The 15,983-nt window shown below is 66.6% G+C and carries 13 protein-coding genes and 1 tRNA gene; 8 read left to right on the top strand and 6 right to left on the bottom strand.

Annotated elements, in window-relative coordinates; translation table 11 throughout:
- The first annotated feature begins 117 nt into the window (after window positions 1–117).
- The 8 genes from ispB to AB4120_RS22105 all read left to right on the top strand — a co-directional run bounded on the left by ispB (window position 118) and on the right by AB4120_RS22105 (window position 7,168).
- The gene (gene ispB / locus AB4120_RS22140) at window positions 118–1,047 is read left to right on the top strand and encodes an octaprenyl diphosphate synthase (protein ID WP_149137370.1); all 930 of its coding nucleotides are present in this window, start codon (window positions 118–120) and stop codon (window positions 1,045–1,047) included.
- A gap of 49 nt (window positions 1,048–1,096) precedes the next feature.
- Window positions 1,097–1,173 (top strand) — tRNA-Pro (locus AB4120_RS22135).
- A gap of 271 nt (window positions 1,174–1,444) precedes the next feature.
- Window positions 1,445–3,172 (top strand): type IV-A pilus assembly ATPase PilB, encoded by a 1,728-nt coding sequence (pilB, locus tag AB4120_RS22130; RefSeq protein WP_144201289.1) that lies wholly within the window; start codon window positions 1,445–1,447, stop codon window positions 3,170–3,172.
- Between the two features lie 36 nt (window positions 3,173–3,208).
- The gene (locus AB4120_RS22125) at window positions 3,209–4,474 is read left to right on the top strand and encodes a type II secretion system F family protein (protein ID WP_149137368.1); all 1,266 of its coding nucleotides are present in this window, start codon (window positions 3,209–3,211) and stop codon (window positions 4,472–4,474) included.
- A 3-nt stretch (window positions 4,475–4,477) separates the two neighbouring features.
- The gene (locus tag AB4120_RS22120; protein WP_149137367.1) at window positions 4,478–5,344 is read left to right on the top strand and encodes a prepilin peptidase; all 867 of its coding nucleotides are present in this window, start codon (window positions 4,478–4,480) and stop codon (window positions 5,342–5,344) included.
- A 54-nt stretch (window positions 5,345–5,398) separates the two neighbouring features.
- The gene (gene coaE / locus AB4120_RS22115; protein ID WP_441642830.1) at window positions 5,399–6,007 is read left to right on the top strand and encodes a dephospho-CoA kinase; all 609 of its coding nucleotides are present in this window, start codon (window positions 5,399–5,401) and stop codon (window positions 6,005–6,007) included.
- Window positions 6,008–6,207: 200 nt separating this feature from the next.
- Window positions 6,208–6,966, top strand: coding sequence for a cell division protein ZapD (zapD, locus tag AB4120_RS22110; protein ID WP_144201281.1), 759 nt, complete (start codon window positions 6,208–6,210; stop codon window positions 6,964–6,966).
- 10 nt (window positions 6,967–6,976) lie between these two features.
- Window positions 6,977–7,168, top strand: coding sequence for a DNA gyrase inhibitor YacG (locus AB4120_RS22105; protein WP_144201279.1), 192 nt, complete (start codon window positions 6,977–6,979; stop codon window positions 7,166–7,168).
- A gap of 29 nt (window positions 7,169–7,197) precedes the next feature.
- On the opposite strand, the gene AB4120_RS22100 is transcribed toward AB4120_RS22105, so the two are convergent.
- The 6 genes from AB4120_RS22100 to AB4120_RS22075 form a co-directional block, all read right to left on the bottom strand.
- On the bottom strand, window positions 7,198–9,240 hold the full coding sequence (locus AB4120_RS22100) for an OPT family oligopeptide transporter (protein WP_149137365.1): 2,043 nt from the start codon (window positions 9,238–9,240) through the stop codon (window positions 7,198–7,200).
- Between the two features lie 64 nt (window positions 9,241–9,304).
- A complete protein-coding gene (locus AB4120_RS22095; protein ID WP_149137364.1) occupies window positions 9,305–9,745 on the bottom strand; it encodes an NUDIX domain-containing protein in 441 nt (146 codons plus the stop codon).
- Window positions 9,742–10,641 carry an ATP-binding protein gene (locus AB4120_RS22090; RefSeq protein WP_144201273.1) on the bottom strand — a complete coding sequence of 300 codons (900 nt, stop codon included), beginning with the start codon at window positions 10,639–10,641 and terminating at the stop codon, window positions 9,742–9,744. Before AB4120_RS22090 ends, AB4120_RS22095 begins: the two co-directional genes overlap by 4 nt.
- A gap of 21 nt (window positions 10,642–10,662) precedes the next feature.
- On the bottom strand, window positions 10,663–11,889 hold the full coding sequence (gene argJ / locus AB4120_RS22085; RefSeq protein WP_441642829.1) for a bifunctional glutamate N-acetyltransferase/amino-acid acetyltransferase ArgJ: 1,227 nt from the start codon (window positions 11,887–11,889) through the stop codon (window positions 10,663–10,665).
- Between the two features lie 110 nt (window positions 11,890–11,999).
- Window positions 12,000–14,792 (bottom strand): preprotein translocase subunit SecA, encoded by a 2,793-nt coding sequence (gene secA, locus AB4120_RS22080; protein ID WP_149137363.1) that lies wholly within the window; start codon window positions 14,790–14,792, stop codon window positions 12,000–12,002.
- 201 nt (window positions 14,793–14,993) lie between these two features.
- The gene (locus AB4120_RS22075) at window positions 14,994–15,941 is read right to left on the bottom strand and encodes a M23 family metallopeptidase (protein WP_149137362.1); all 948 of its coding nucleotides are present in this window, start codon (window positions 15,939–15,941) and stop codon (window positions 14,994–14,996) included.
- Window positions 15,942–15,983 lie beyond the last annotated feature (42 nt).

Here is a 15,983-nt window from a genome sequence, read left to right as displayed (position 1 = left end):
CATGCCAGCGGCCATGGCGACACCGCGATCGCATATAATCCTCCGGTTTTGCGAACCGGTGATTCCATCTTGTCCCAGTCTTCCGCCACTGCCTTGCTTGCCCCGGTCGCTGCCGACATGCGCGCCGTCGATGCCGTCATCCGGCGCCGCCTGTCCTCTGAAGTACCCCTGATCGAGCAGATCGGCGAATACATCATCGGTGCTGGCGGCAAACGGCTGCGTCCGGTCATCCTGCTGCTTTCGGCGCGCGCGTTCGGCTACGACGGCCATCGCCATCACGAACTTGCTGCGGTGGTGGAGTTCATCCACACCGCCACGCTGCTCCACGACGACGTGGTGGACGAATCCGAGTTGCGCCGTGGCCGCCAGACCGCCAACGCGGTGTTCGGCAACGCGGCCAGCGTGCTGGTGGGCGACTTCCTCTATTCGCGCGCCTTCCAGATGATGGTGGAAGCCGGCAGCATGCGCATCATGGAGATCCTCTCCAATGCAACCAACGTGATTGCCGAGGGCGAGGTCCTGCAACTGCTGAACATGCACGACCCGGACGTGACCGTGGAGCGCTACCTCCAGGTCATCCGCTACAAGACCGCCAAGCTGTTCGAAGCCTCCGCGGAACTGGGCGCGGTGCTGGCCGGCGCGGACCCCGCCATGGAAGCCGCAGCAGCCGAGTACGGCCGCCGCATCGGCACGGCATTCCAGCTGATCGACGACATGCTCGACTACACGGCCAGCGCCGAGCAGATGGGCAAGAACGCCGGCGACGACCTGCGCGAGGGCAAGCCCACGCTGCCGCTGCTGCACCTGCTCGAGCACGGCACGGCGGAACAGCGCGAACTCGCACGCGAGGCCATCGTCCAGGGCGGCACGGAACACTTTGATGCAGTCTTCTCGGCCATCCACGCCAGCGGCGCACTGGAGGTGACGTTCGCCGCCGCCCAGCGCGAAGCGGAAGCCGCGGAAAAGGCAGCAATGCAATTTCCCTCTTCCCAACTGAAGGAAACGCTGATACACTTGTGTGCTTTCTCGCTGCAACGTCAGTCGTAACAACGAACCGACAAGTCAGCGCGAAAAAACCCTAGCAGTACCAAGAAATCGGGGTGTAGCTTAGCCTGGTAGAGCGCTACGTTCGGGACGTAGAGGCCGGAGGTTCGAATCCTCTCACCCCGACCAGATTTCGATGTCATGCTTCGCGTGACGTCCACGAAAAAGCCGCACAGCAATGTGCGGCTTTTTTCGTTTCCCGCCCCCTTCTCCCTCCCCCGCGCAAGTAGGGTTGCGGACGTGTCGCGCAAACGCCAACGCGCCCGCCCCGTCGCTTTACAAAAAGTGACCCCGACGGCAAACTGCCCCGGTCCGGGACCCTTTGCACCCGATCCCGCCGCAGTCAAACGCGCCGCCGGCCGGCTTCATCCGATCGTGCGCTTATCGCTCGTATTTCGCCATGACACTAGGCCTTGCGCTCGCCCAGAGCCGACGGATCGCCCCCGCGCTACTCGCGCAGCTAGAGCAATCGGCCCGGGAGAAAAAGTCGCAGCTGATTGACGAGATCATCGGCAGCGGCACCATGTCTGCCCATGACGTGGCCATCTTCGCCGCCGACAAGTACCAGCTGCCGCTGCTGGACCTGGCCCAGTACAACCTCAACCGCGTGCCGCCCGCGCTGGCCGGCAACCGCGAATTCCACGCCCACCGCCTGCTGCCACTGGGCCGCCGTGAGAACCGGCTCATCGTGGCGCTGTCCGACCCGACCAACCAGGCCGGCGTGGACGCCATCAAGCAGAAGTTCAACCTGCCGGTGGAAACCGTGGTGGTGGAGCACGACAAGCTGATGAAGCACGTGCGCGCCGCCGGCGAGGCGCTCGGGACGATGAAGAACATCTCCCCCGTGACGCCCACCGCCACCAAGATGATCGAGTACGACCCGGTGGCCGCTGCGGCCGGCGCCCGCAAGGGCACGCCGGGCAACGAAATCGACGATGCCCCCGTGGTGCGCTTCCTCCAGAAGCTGCTGACCGAGGCATTCCAGCGCGGCGCATCGGACTTGCACTTCGAACCCTTCGAGTTCTTCTACCGCGTGCGATTCCGCGTGGACGGCGTGCTGCAGGAAGTGGCGCGTCCGCCGCTCGACATCCGCGACAAGATCGCCACCCGGATCAAGGTGCTGTCGCGCCTGGACATCTCGGAAAAGCGCGTGCCGCAGGACGGCCGCATGAAGCTGCTGCTCTCGCTGCCCAAGGACAAGGACGCCAAGGAAGTCATCGAGAAGGCGATCGACTTCCGTGTCTCCACGCTGCCTACGCTGTTCGGCGAGAAGATCGTGATGCGGATTCTGGAATCCTCGTCCGACAAGCTGGACATCGACCAGCTCGGCTACGAGCCGGCGCAGAAGGCGCTGCTGCTGGAGGTGATCAAGCGGCCGTACGGGATGGTGCTGGTCACCGGCCCCACCGGCAGCGGCAAGACGGTGTCGCTCTATACGTTCCTGAACATGCTGAACCAGGGCGACATCAATATCTCCACGGCCGAGGATCCGGCGGAAATCCAGCTGCCCGGCATCAACCAGGTGAACGTGAACGACAAGGCCGGCCTGACCTTCGCGGCGGCGCTGAAGTCGTTCCTGCGCCAGGATCCGGACATCATCATGGTCGGCGAAATCCGCGACCTGGAAACCGCCGATATCTCGATCAAGGCCGCCCAGACGGGCCACCTGGTGCTCTCCACGCTGCACACCAACGACGCCCCGACCACGCTCACGCGCCTGATGAACATGGGCGTGGCGCCGTTCAACATCGCGTCGTCGGTGCTGATGATCACGGCGCAGCGGCTGGCGCGCCGGCTCTGCACCTGCAAGCGTGCGGGCGACATTCCCAAGCCGGCCCTGCTCGACGCCGGCTTCACCGAGGCCGACACCGACGGCAGCTGGCAGCCCTACCACCCGGTGGGCTGCGAGCGCTGCAATGGCAGCGGCTACAAGGGCCGCTGCGGTATTTACCAGGTCATGCCGATTACGGAAGCCATGCAGCAGATCATTCTGTCGCACGGCACGGCGCTGCAAATCGCCGAGCAGGCGCGCCGGGACGGCGTGCTATCTTTGCGGGAATCTGGCCTGCTCAAGGTCAAACAGGGCGTCACGTCACTCGAAGAAGTGCTGGCGACCACCAATACGTAAAACAATAGTCAATAGACATTAGTCGGGGGTCAAATCATGGCGACGCGCGCACCAGCGGCGGGCGCCCGGACGGCAGCGCCGTCGCGGGCCAAATCAGGGCGGAAGGCGCCCACGCAATACATCTTCGAGTGGGAAGCCAAGGACCGCAAGGGCAAGGCCTTCAAGGGCGAGCAACGGGCCGAAAGCCAGGCGGAGGTCGTCGCCACGCTGCGCAAGCAGGGGCTGACCGTCGTCAAGATGAAGAAGCGCAAGGCGGCGCGCGGCAAGAAGATCACCGAGAAGGACATTGCGTACTTCACGCGCCAGCTCTCGACCATGCTCAAGGCCGGCATTCCGCTGCTGCAATCGATCGACATCATTGCGCGCGGCCACGCCAACCCCAATTTCACCCAACTGCTGTCCGACATCCGCTTCGACATCGAGGCCGGCAGCAGCATGGCCACGGCGTTCCGGCGCCAGCCGAAGTACTTCGACACGCTGTACTGCAACCTGATCGATGCCGGTGAGCAGGGCGGTATTCTCGATGCCCTGCTGGAGCGCCTTTCGCTCTACATGGAAAAGACCATCGCGCTGAAGAGCCAGATCAAGTCCGCGATGATCTATCCGATCTCGGTGCTCTGCGTGGCCTTCGCCGTGACCGTGGTGCTGATGCTGTTCGTGATTCCGGCGTTCAAGGGCGTGTTCTCGAGCTTCGGCGCCGCCCTGCCTGCGCCGACGATGGTCGTGATCAACATGTCCGACTTCTTCGTCACGTACTGGTATCTGGTGATCGGGATACCGATTGCCTCGATCATCTTCTACCTCCGGGCGCGCAAGACCTCCGAAAAGGTCCAGCGCTGGCACGACAAGGCGCTGCTGAAGCTGCCGATCTTCGGCAGCCTGTTCCGCAAGGCCGTGATCGCACGCTGGACCCGCACGCTGGCCACGATGTTCGCCGCCGGCACGCCGCTGGTGGAGTCGATGGAATCCGTGGCCGGCGCCGCCGGTAACTGGCTGTATTACGATGCCACGCGGGAAATCGAACAGGCCGTACGGATCGGTACCAGCCTGACCAACGCGATGCAGGCCACGCACGTGTTCGACAACATGGTGCTCCAGATGACGCAGATCGGCGAGGAGTCCGGCGCGCTGGACAACATGCTGCTCAAGGTGGCGGAATTCTACGAGCGCGAGGTCGATGACGCCGTGGCAGCCATCTCCAGCCTGATCGAGCCGCTGATCATCGTGATCCTGGGCGTGCTGATTGGCGGCATGGTGGTGGCGATGTACCTGCCGATCTTCAAGCTGGGCCAGGTGGTGTAACCGATGCAGGCTGTATCCGCGCTTGAAGCCGTGCCGCCGCTGTTGCTTGTCGTGGCGGCCGGCCTGCTGGGCCTGCTGGTGGGCAGTTTCCTCAACGTGGTGATCCATCGCCTGCCCCGGATGATGGAGCACGACGAGGCCAACTATCTGGCCGAACTCCGAGACGAACCGCTGCCCCACCCGGACCGCTACAACCTCATGGTGCCGCGCTCGGCCTGCCCGCACTGCGGACACCAGATCGCCGCGTGGGAAAACGTGCCGGTGATCAGTTACCTGTTCCTGCGCGGGAAATGCTCGGCCTGCAAGACGCCGATCAGCATCCGCTATCCGCTGGTGGAACTGGCCACGGCCGTGCTGAGCGCGCTGGCGATGTGGCATTTCGGCGCGACCGTGCAGGCGCTGGCCGCCATCGTCATGGTCTGGAGCCTGGTCACGCTGACCATGATCGACGCCGACACCCAGCTGCTGCCGGACCAGATCACGCTGCCCCTGCTCTGGCTGGGGCTGCTGCTGAACCTGAACGGCGCCTTCGCGCCACTGGCCGATGCCGTGATCGGCGCCGCCGCCGGCTACCTGCTGCTGTGGAGCATTTACTGGCTGTTCAAGCTCCTGCGCGGCAAGGAAGGCATGGGTTATGGCGACTTCAAGCTGATGGGCGCGCTGGGCGCCTGGTTCGGCTGGCAGGCGCTGCCGGCGCTGGTGCTGCTGTCGTCGGTGGTGGGCGCGATGTTCGGCATCGTGCTGCTGGTCGTGCGGCGCCAGGGCCGCGAGACGCCGTTCCCGTTCGGGCCGTTCATCGCCGGCGCAGGGCTGATCGTGCTGTTCTTCGGCGCCGACGTGCTGCCGCTTGGGCTAACCTTCAGCCGCTGACCGGAAAGCTGGTATCGTTGGCGCCATTCCTCCACGCTACCGACACGCTTCTCCATGCTGGAAATCGGACTCACGGGCGGCATCGGCTCCGGCAAGACCCGCGTTGCCGACATGTTTGCCGCACGCGGCGCCGCGCTGATCGACACCGACCTGCTCGCGCATGAAATCACCGCGCCCGGCGGCGCCGCCATCGGCCCGCTCGTGGCGGCGTTCGGCCCCGGCTGCCTGCGGCCGGACGGCGCCATGGACCGCGACGCCATGCGCGCCCTGGTCTTCTCGGACCCCACGGCCAAGACCACGCTCGAGGGCATCACCCATCCGCTGATCCGTTCGCTGACAGAGTCCCGCGCCGCCGCCGTCCGCGCGGGCGGCCAGCATCCGTATCTGATCTATGTGGTGCCGCTGCTGGTGGAATCCGGCACCTGGCGCGCCCGCGTGGGCCGCGTGCTGGTAGTCGATTGCCAGGAAGAGACCCAGATCGCCCGCGTGATGGCGCGCAACGGCTTCACGCGCGCGCAGGTGCTGGCGATCATGGCCCGGCAGGCCACGCGCGCCGCACGGCTGGCCGTGGCCGACGATGTGATCGACAACGATGGCCCGCCAGAAGCCCTCGCGCCCCAGGTGGCAAGGCTCGACGCCCAGTATCGTCAGTACGCCGGCTAGCGAGGCACGCCCCGAGTACGCCGCACGGGCAGATTGCATTTGTCCTCGGGGCGCGACTCGCATAGAATGCGCTGAACATGCCGGGAAAAGCGTGCTAACTGACGGATTTTCCGAAGTTCCGCCAGACCGCCGACCTCCGACACTCGATTGAAACTGCCCTTCGGCTTCCGGCCCCTCGGCGCGCAGCACGGATACCTCCCTTGATCCTGTACGAATATCCTTTCAACGAACGCATCAGGACGCTCCTGCGCCTGGAAGACCTGTTCGATCGGCTGGATTATTTCCTCGGGCAGGTTCACCCGCAGCAGCATCACGTGGCCATTACGACGATCTTCGAGATCATCGACGTGGCCGGCCGCGCCGACCTCAAGACCGACCTGATCAAGGAACTGGAGCGCCAGCGCCAGGCGCTCTCGCCGCTGCGCGCCAATCCGCAGATCGACCAGGACGCGCTGGCCAATGTCATCGCCGAGATCGAACAGGGCATTACCGCGCTGAACCAGACCGTGGGCAAGGCCGGCCAACTGCTGGCCGACAATGAGTGGCTTACGAGCATCCGCAGCCGCGCCATCATCCCGGGCGGCACCTGCGAGTTCGACCTGCCGGCCTACTTCGCGTGGCAGCACCGTCCCGCCGAGGACCGCCAGGCCGATATCCTCAAGTGGGCGCGCCCGCTCACGTCGCTGCGCATGGGCACGTCGATCGTGCTGCGGCTGCTGCGCGAGTCCGGCCAGAGCGGCAAGGTCATCGCCACGGGGGGCAGCTACCAGCAGATGCTGTCCGGCCGCAGCTACCAGCTGATGCAGGTCTACCTCGACGACTCGCTGCTGGCCTTCATCCCCGAGATGAGCGCCAACAAGTACATGCTCTGGGTCCGTTTCACCCAGCAGGACGGCGACATGCGACCGCGTTCGGTCGATGCCGACATCCCGTTCCTGCTCAAGCTCTGCAATTTCTGAAGTCTTCCCGATGCCAGCCGTCGTCAAATGTCCCACCTGCGGCAAGGATGTGCCGTGGGTGCAGGAAAACAAGTTCCGTCCCTTCTGTTCCGACCGCTGCAAGCAGATCGACCTGGGCGCCTGGGCGGCCGAGAAGTATGTGATCGGCGGCAAGCCCGGCGAGACGCCCTCGGCGGACCTGCCCGAGGACGAGGACGACTGAGCGGCGCCCCGCCGCCCGGCCTCTCCTGACTACCGCGCCGTCAGCACGCGCCGGCAAAACCCCACGCAGACCAGCACGAAGACCGCCAGCCCCAGCCACTCGGCCGTGGTGGCAAACCCTGCGTCGACCAGCGCCAGCGGCGCCTCCTTGCCGGACAGGCCGATGATGCCCGCCAGCGCCACGCCGACCAGGCTTTCCCCGACGATCAGCCCCGACGCCAGCAGCGTGCCGCGCCGCTCGGCGTGCGCCACCGCCAGCGTCACGTCATCGCCACGCGCCTCGGCGCGGCGGCGCTCGGCCCGCAGCAGCCACCACGACAGCACCGCGCCCACCACCAGCGCGGAGCTGATGGTCGGCGGCAGGTAGATGCCGATGCCCACCGCCAGCACGGGCAGGCGCGCCACGCCGCCCCGGCGGCGCAGCATCTCGTCGATGGCAATCAGCACCACGCCCAGCGCCACGCCGATCAGGATCATGGTCCAGTTCAGCTGGTGCGTGAAAATGCCCGTGGCGATGGCCGTCATCAGCGTGGCCTGCGGCGCTGCGAGTGCCTGGCCGGGGTCCATGTCGGCCCGGGGCAGCGCGCCGGCAAAGCCGTACGCGTTATAGAGCAGCTCCAGCACCGGCGGAATCACCGCCGCGCCCACGGCGCAGCCGATCAGCAACGCCACCTGCTGGCGCCACGGCGTAGCGCCGACCAGCCAGCCCGTCTTCAGATCCTGGAGGTTGTCGTTGGCGATCGACGCCACCGCCACTACCGCCGACGTGGTGAAGATGGCCAGCGCAATCGCGAACTTGCCGCCTTCCGGCGTGCCCATCAGCCCGTCGAGCGTGCCCACGCCGAGGATCAGCAGCGACACCAGGATCACGGCGATGATGCCGATGCCCGAGATCGGGCTGGCGGACGAGCCGACCAGCCCCGCCATATAGCCGCAGGCCGCCGCCACCAGGAAGCCGAACACGAAGGCAAACAGCACGGCGCAGGCCACCAGCCGCCACATCGCGCCGGCATCGAGCGGCGACGGGGCGAGGAAATGGCCAAACGTGACCGCCAGCACGGCCAGCAGCACCAGCGTGATGGCGCCGATCCAGACCGCCGGCAGGTCGCGCTGGGTCCGGGGCATCTCGCCGCCCTGCGCCGCGCCTGGCCCGCTACCGTTCCCGCGCAGCGCGCCCATCGACGCCCGCACGCCCTCGACCATCGGCTTGAACAGCGTGGCGAGCGTCCAGATCGCGGCAATCCCGATGGTGCCGGCACCGATAAAGCGTGCCTGCGTGCTCCAGACCGAGGTACCGAAGCTCGCCAGCGTGGCCCCGGCCGGCATCGGCGTGATCGCGGTCAGCCATGGCACGGCCACGCCCCAGGTAAGCACGAGGCCCAGCAGCATGGCCAGCCCGCCGACGATGCCGACCAGATACCCGGCGCCGACCAACGCCAGCGAGAACCCCATCGACAACCGCACCACCGATGCGCCCGCAGCCAGCCACGCATTGGCCCCTTCGGCCAGCACGCGCAGCCCGCCCGCCGCGAAGCTGAACAGGCCCGCCGCCACGCCGCCGGCTAGCAGATCGGCCAGTCCGGTGGCCTGCCGGGTCTCGCCGGGCGCCTGGCTGGCGCTGCCCACGCGCAGGATCTCGGCCGCCGCGACGCCTTCGGGATACGGCAGATCGCTCTTCACGACCATCGCGTGACGTAGCGGAATGCTGAAAATCACGCCGAGCATGCCGCCCGCCGCGCAAATCGACAGCGTCTGCCAGAACGGAAAGCCCTGCCAGTGCCCGAGCATGACCAGCCCTGGCAGGATGAAGATGATCGACGACAAGGTGCCCGCGGCGGACGCCTGCGTCTGCACCATGTTGTTCTCGAGGATATTGGCGCCTGGAAACAGCCGCAGCACGGCCATCGAGATCACGGCGGCTGGAATGGCGGAGGAGAAGGTCAGGCCGACTTTCAGGCCGAGGTAGATGTTGGACGCGGTGAACACCACGGTGATCAGCGCGCCCAGGATGATGCCGCGCAGCGTCAGCTCGGGCAGGGAGATGGCATCGTCGATGCGGTCGACACGTTGCATTAGGCCTCCAGTGTTCATGGTTCAGCTTCTGGTGACGGGGGCGACGGGACCGGCATGCGGCCACTCAGGGCGTGGGGCGCTCCTCCGCGAGCCATGCCACGACCGGGATCGTCGCCGGCAATAGCGGGCCGACATCGACCGGGGCGTACTGCCACGAGAACGCCTGGCCTTCGCGGCCGACCGGCTGGCCAACCCAGTCGGTGACCTTGCAGAAATAGAGCCGCACATAGGCGTGCGGGTAGTCATGTTCGAGCGTATGCCAGCGCTCGCTGCGCGTGACGTCGAGGCCGAGTTCCTCGTGCAGTTCGCGCGCCAGCGCGGCCTCGACGGTCTCGCCCGGCTCGAGCTTGCCGCCCGGGAATTCCCAGTAGCCCTCGTACGGCTTGCCCGCCGGGCGCTGCGCCAGCAGGAAGCGGCCATCGGGCCGCACCAGCACGCCGACGGCCACCTCGGTGACCGGACGCGCCTGGCCGTCCGCGGAGACCACCGTGCCAGCGCCGCTCATGCCTGGGGTTCCACGTCGGCCACGAACGGCTTGCCGTGCTTGCCGCCCCAGTCGCGCGCGAACTGCCACGCCACCCGGCCCGAGCGCGAACCGCGCTCCAGCGCCCAGACCAGCGCATCGCCACGCGCGGCGGCAATGTCCTCGGCGCTGCAGCCGAAGTGCCCCAGCCAATGGCCGACGATGGCCAGGTACTCGTCCTGCTTGGGCGGGTAAAACGACAGCCACAGACCAAAGCGCTCGGACAGCGAGATCTTCTCCTCGACCACCTCGCCCGGATGGATTTCGCCATCGGCCGTGTGCTGGTAGGTCTCGTTGTCCTTCATGTACTCGGGCAGCAGGTGGCGGCGGTTGGACGTGGCGTAGATCAGCACGTTGTCCGACTGGGCGGCCACCGAGCCGTCCAGCGCGGACTTCAGCGACTTGTAGCCCGACTCGCCGTCCTCGAACGACAGGTCATCGCAGAAGATCACGAAGCGCTCGGGCCGCTGGGCCAGCTGTTCGACGATATCGCCGAGGTCGCCCAGGTCGTCCTTGTCCACCTCCACCAGCCGCAGCCCTTCCTTCACATACGCGTTCAGGCAGGCCTTGATCAGCGACGACTTGCCGGTACCGCGCGCGCCGGTCAGCAGCACGTTGTTGGCCGGCAGCTTCTGCACGAACTGGCGCGTATTGGCGACGATGGCGTCCTTCTGGCGCTCGATGTTCTTGAGATCGTCCAGATGGATCGGCGGAAGCTGCTTGATCGCCTGCAGATAGCCGATGTTGCCGAACAGGCTCTGACGCTTGCGCCAGCGGAACGCTACCGCCTCCTGCCAGTCCGCGTCGCTCAGTTGCGGCGGCAGCCATTGTTCCAGTCGGGCGAGAAAGCTATCGAGGCGGGCAGCAAGGTCAGACATGGCAGGGGCGAATTCAGGAAATTACGAACGATAGTCGGCGTTGATGGACACGTAGTCGTGCGAGAGGTCGCAGGTCCACACGGTGGCTTCGGCGTTGCCGCGGCCCAGCGCGATGCGCACGGTGATCTCGGCCTGCTTCATCACGCGCTGGCCGTCTTCCTCGCGGTAGTCGGGGTTGCGGCCGCCGTCGCGGGCCACCCAGACGTCATCGAGCCACAGGTTCACGCGATCGACATCAAGGTCGTTCACGCCGGCGTAGCCCACGGCGGCCAGGATGCGGCCCAGGTTGGGGTCCGAGGCGTAGAACGCGGTCTTGACCAGCGGCGAGTGCGCCACCGCATAGGCGATCTGGCGGCATTCGGCCACGTTGTTGCCCCCTTCCACGCGAATCGTCATCAGCTTGGTGGCGCCCTCGCCGTCGCGCACGATCATCTGGGCCAGTTCCTGCGCCAGCGACGTCACGGCGTCGCGCAGCGCGGCGAAGGCCGGGCCGTCGGCGCGGTCGATGGATACCCCGGCCTTGCCCGTGGCAATCAGCACGAACGAGTCATTGGTGGACGTATCGCCATCGATCGTGATGCTGTTGAACGAGTGGTCGGCAGCGTGCGACACCAGCGCCTGGAGCACCGGCTGCGCCACGGCGGCGTCCAGCGCGATGAAGCCGAGCATGGTCGCCATGTTCGGGCGGATCATGCCGGCGCCCTTGCTGATGCCGGACATCGTGACCGTCTTGCCGTCGATCTGCACCGTGCGCGACGCGGCCTTGGGCTGCGTGTCGGTGGTCATGATCGACTCGGCGGCGGCCAGCCAGTTGTCGGCGCGCGCATTGGCGATGGCGGCGGGCAGCGCGGCGGTCAGGCGATCGACCGGCAGTTGCTCCAGGATCACGCCGGTCGAGAACGGCAGCACCTGGTTGGCGGCGATGCCAAGCTGGGCGGCCAGCGCGTCGCACGTGGCGCGCGCGGCCTTCAGGCCCGGCTCGCCGGTGCCGGCGTTGGCATTGCCGGTGTTGACCACCAGCGCGCGGATGCCCGGGCCCGTGGCCAGGTGCTCGCGGCAGACCTGCACCGGCGCGGCGCAGAAGCGGTTCTGCGTGAACACGCCGGCCACGGTGCTGCCCTCGGCCACGCGGACCACGAGCACATCCTTGCGATTGGCCTTGCGGATGCCCGCTTCGGCCCAACCCAGCTCCACGCCGGCAACGGATTTCAAATTCTCTGCCTGGGGCAGCGGCAGGTTCACGGGCATGTGCGGCTCCTTGGTTGCATCTGACAAATATGCCCGCTTGCGCGGGCATTGTGCGGTCTGTGACTTCCCTCTCCCGGACGATGTCGCGGGAGAGGGAGAGGGTCCCCGGCTCAGCTAAGCTTGCCGTGGCACTGCTTGAACTTCTTGCCCGAGCCGCACGGGCACGGATCGTTACGGCCCACCTTCGGCATGCCGGCCACCGCCACGTCCGCGCCCATCGCGGCCATGGCAGCCTGCGCGGTACCGCGGCGCGCCAGCGAGGCGTCTTCCACCGGCTCGGCGCGTTCGGCAAACTCGTCGTGCTTGTATTGCACGTTCTCCAGGTGCGCCAGCCCTTCCTCGATCTGCTCCGAAGCCTGCTCGAGCTGCTCCGGCGACTGGATCTGCACATTGAAGATCACGCGGGTGACTTCGCTCTTGATCACGTCCAGCAGGCGCGCGAACAGTTCGAACGACTCGCGCTTGTACTCCTGCTTCGGGTCCTTCTGCGCATAGCCGCGCAGGTGGATGCCCTGGCGCAGATGGTCCAGCGCGGCCAGATGCTCGCGCCAGTGCGTGTCGATGCTTTGCAGCATGACCGAGCGCTCGAAGCCCGCGAACGATTCCCGGCCCACCTGGTTGACCTTGGCGTCGTAGGTTTCGCGCGCCGTGGTCATCACCAGGTTCAGCAGTTCCTCGTCCTCGATGCTCTGGGCGCCCTCGATGGTCTTGGCCAGCGGCACGTCCAGGCCCCAATCGTCGCGCAGGCGCGCTTCCAGGCTGGCGATGTCCCACTGCTCTTCCATGGTCTCGGCCGGCACGTGGTCGCGGAACAGTTCCACCAGCACGCTCTCGCGCAGGTTGCCCACCATCTCGCCGACGTCGTTGGATTCCAGCACGTCGTTGCGGAGCTTGTAGATCTCCTTGCGCTGGTCGTTGGCCACGTCATCGTACTGGAGCAACTGCTTGCGGATGTCGAAGTTGCGGCCTTCCACCTTGCGCTGCGCCGATTCGATCGAGCGCGTGACGATGCCGGCCTCGATCGGCTCGCCTTCGGGCATCTTCAGCCGTTCCATGATCGCGCGCACGCGGTCGCCGGCAAAGATACGCAGCAGCTGGTCGTCCAGCGACAGGTAGAAGCGCGACGAACCTGGGTCGCCCTGGCGGCCGGCACGGCCACGCAGCTGGTTGTCGATCCGGCGCGACTCATGGCGCTCGGTGCCGACGATATGCAGGCCGCCGGCCGCCTTGACCTGGTCGTGCAGCGACTGCCATTCGTCCTTGAGCTGGGTGATGCGGGCGGCCTTGTCGGCATCCGACAGGCTTGCGTCGATCTCGATGAAGCCGGCCTGCTTCTCCACATTGCCGCCCAGCACGATGTCGGTACCGCGACCGGCCATGTTCGTGGCGATCGTGATCATCTTGGGGCGGCCCGCCTGGGCCACGATCTCGGCCTCGCGCTCGTGCTGCTTGGCGTTCAGCACCTGGTGGGGCAGCTTTTCCTTGTTCAGCAGGTCCGACAGGTACTCGGACGTCTCGATCGACGTCGTGCCCACCAGCACCGGCTGGCCACGCTCGTAGCAGTCGCGGATGTCGCGCACCACGGCGTCGTAGCGTTCCTTCGACGTCTTGTAGATCTGGTCCTGCAGGTCCTTGCGCTGGGCCTGGCGGTTGGTCGGGATCACCACGACCTCGAGGCCGTAGATTTCCTGGAATTCGTACGCTTCCGTGTCCGCCGTGCCGGTCATGCCGGCCAGCTTCTCGTACATGCGGAAGTAGTTCTGGAAGGTGATGGTCGCCAGCGTCTGGTTTTCCTGCTGGACCGTCACGCCTTCCTTGGCTTCCACGGCCTGATGCAGGCCGTCGGACCAGCGGCGGCCCGTCATCAGACGGCCCGTGAATTCATCGACGATCACCACTTCGTCGTTCTGCACCACGTAGTGCTGGTCGCGGTGGAACAGGCTGTGCGCGCGCAGGGCCGCGTACAGGTGGTGCATCAGCGTGATGTTCTGCGGCGCGTAGAGCGATTCGCCCTCGCCGATCAGGCCCTGCTGGGCCAGGATCTCTTCCGCCTTCTCGTGGCCGGCCTCGGTCAGGTAGACCTGATGGCCCTTCTCGTCCACGTAGTAGTCGCCCGGCGTCTCCACGCCGGTGCCGTCGGCCTTTTCCTCGCCGATCTGGCGCACGAGCAGCTTGGGAATGCCGTTCATGCGCTGGTAGAGGTCGGTCTGGTTCTCGGCCTGGCCCGAGATGATCAGCGGCGTACGCGCCTCATCGATCAGGATCGAGTCCACTTCGTCGACGATCGCGTAGTGCAGCGGGCGCTGCACGCGCTGCGACGGGTCGTAGACCATGTTGTCGCGCAGGTAGTCGAAGCCGAACTCGTTGTTCGTGCCGTAGGTGATGTCGGCGTTATAGGCACGCTGCTTCTCGTCATGGGGCATCTGCGAGAGGTTGACCCCCACCGACAGCCCGAGGAAGTTGTACAGGCGGCCCATCCACTCGGCATCGCGCTGGGCCAGGTAGTCGTTCACGGTCACCACGTGCACGCCCTTGCCGGTAATGGCATTGAGGTACACGGCCAGCGTGGCGGTCAGCGTCTTGCCCTCGCCGGTACGCATTTCGGCGATCTTGTTGTCGTTCAGGACCATGCCGCCGATCAGCTGCACGTCGAAGTGGCGCATCTTCATGACGCGCTTGCTGGCCTCGCGGCAGACAGCGAACGCCTCCGGCAGCAGCGCCTCGAGCGACTCCCCGCCCGCATGGCGCTGGCGGAAGGTCTCGGTCATGCCGCGCAGGTCGTCATCCGAAAGCTGTTCGAATTTCGGCTCGAGCGCGTTGATCTTCGCGACCATGCCGCGATATTGTTTGATCAGCCGTTCGTTGCGGCTGCCGAAGACTTTCTTGAGAAGGCCCGTGATCATCGAGTGCTTTCCCCTGCGCGCGCGGCCCGGATACGGCTTGGACGACGGCGAGGAATGGGTGGATTGGCGCAAAACGCCGAGTTTATCATGTGGCGGTGTCGTGGCCGGGGCCCAAACGGGCTCCTTCTGCGCTGGCGCAACAGCCGCCAGATCACCTTCGACAGGTTGGGACTATCCCGCCGCCTTCAATGTTCCGCGCCGTTAGCGGATGGCGGTGCGATCGGTCGGCGCGGGCGCCGTGGCAATCGCCGGTGCCGGGGCCGGGTTCGGCGCGGCGGCGGTCAGGAACCCGATCGGGTTACGCGGCACGCCGTTGACATGGACCTCGAAGTGCAGATGCGCGCCGGTGGACCGGCCCGTGCTGCCCACGCGCGCCACCTCCTGCCCGGCGCGGACCAGATCGCCCACCTTCACCAGTGATTTCGACGCATGCGCGTAGCGGGTCTTGAGCCCGTTGCCATGGTCGATGTCGATCATGTTGCCGTACTCGGGGTGCCACTCGGCCGCCACGACCACCCCGCCGGCCGCCGCGACGATCGGCGTGCCGGGTGGGGCGACGAAATCCACGCCGTCGTGCCGGGTGCGCCGGCCCAAGAACGGATCGATGCGGGTGCCGAAGCTCGAACCATCGTAGCCTACCGCCACCGGCATCACGCTCGGCGTGCGGCGCTCGCGCAGTTGGCGGTCGATGAGCGCCCCTTCGATCACATCAAAGAAATCCACGCGATGTTCGGCCTGCTTGCCAAGCCGCGCCAGTTCGTCGCGCAGGTCGGGCAGCGTCAGCGCGGTGGATCGCTCGGCGGCGGCGGGGCCGCCCCGGGCCGGGCGATGGCGGAAGTCGAAGTCCTGGGGGGCGATGCCGGCCAGCCCGGACACGCGCTCGCCGAGCGCATCGAGCCGGACCATCTGGGCCTGGAGCTCGCCGACGCGGGCGGCCAGCACGGCAAGGTTGGCGCGCAGGTAGGCGTTGTCGCGCGCCTGCCCGGAGGCCTCGCCGCCCGGCTGGGCACGGGCGACATACCAGGTGATCGCGGATGATGCGGCGGCCACGAGCAGGCACACCACGATGGCAAGCAGCCCGGCGCGCAGCGGCGTGAGCTGAAGACGGAACACCCGCGGCGCGCGCGGATGCAGCACGATGATTTGCATGACCTACCCCTTCGCCGACAAAAAGAGGCCGACCGGCCTCGT

Source organism: Cupriavidus sp. 2KB_3 (assembly GCF_052115685.1).
Taxonomy (GTDB): domain Bacteria; phylum Pseudomonadota; class Gammaproteobacteria; order Burkholderiales; family Burkholderiaceae; genus Cupriavidus; species Cupriavidus campinensis.
This window is presented reverse-complemented; position numbering and strand designations above follow the sequence as displayed.

Bases quoted from the DNA above. Each gene is read 5' to 3' on its own strand.
- AB4120_RS22105 (WP_144201279.1), top strand. From the start codon at position 6,977: ATGCCAGCCGTCGTCAAATGTCCCACCTGCGGCAAGGATGTGCCGTGG.
- pilB (WP_144201289.1), top strand. From the start codon at position 1,445: ATGACACTAGGCCTTGCGCTCGCCCAGAGCCGACGGATCGCCCCCGCG.
- coaE (WP_441642830.1), top strand. From the start codon at position 5,399: ATGCTGGAAATCGGACTCACGGGCGGCATCGGCTCCGGCAAGACCCGC.
- AB4120_RS22075 (WP_149137362.1), bottom strand. From the start codon at position 15,941: ATGCAAATCATCGTGCTGCATCCGCGCGCGCCGCGGGTGTTCCGTCTT.
- AB4120_RS22095 (WP_149137364.1), bottom strand. From the start codon at position 9,745: ATGAGCGGCGCTGGCACGGTGGTCTCCGCGGACGGCCAGGCGCGTCCG.
- AB4120_RS22100 (WP_149137365.1), bottom strand. From the start codon at position 9,240: ATGCAACGTGTCGACCGCATCGACGATGCCATCTCCCTGCCCGAGCTG.
- AB4120_RS22090 (WP_144201273.1), bottom strand. From the start codon at position 10,641: ATGTCTGACCTTGCTGCCCGCCTCGATAGCTTTCTCGCCCGACTGGAA.
- AB4120_RS22125 (WP_149137368.1), top strand. From the start codon at position 3,209: ATGGCGACGCGCGCACCAGCGGCGGGCGCCCGGACGGCAGCGCCGTCG.
- ispB (WP_149137370.1), top strand. From the start codon at position 118: ATGCGCGCCGTCGATGCCGTCATCCGGCGCCGCCTGTCCTCTGAAGTA.
- argJ (WP_441642829.1), bottom strand. From the start codon at position 11,889: ATGCCCGTGAACCTGCCGCTGCCCCAGGCAGAGAATTTGAAATCCGTT.
- secA (WP_149137363.1), bottom strand. From the start codon at position 14,792: ATGATCACGGGCCTTCTCAAGAAAGTCTTCGGCAGCCGCAACGAACGG.
- AB4120_RS22120 (WP_149137367.1), top strand. From the start codon at position 4,478: ATGCAGGCTGTATCCGCGCTTGAAGCCGTGCCGCCGCTGTTGCTTGTC.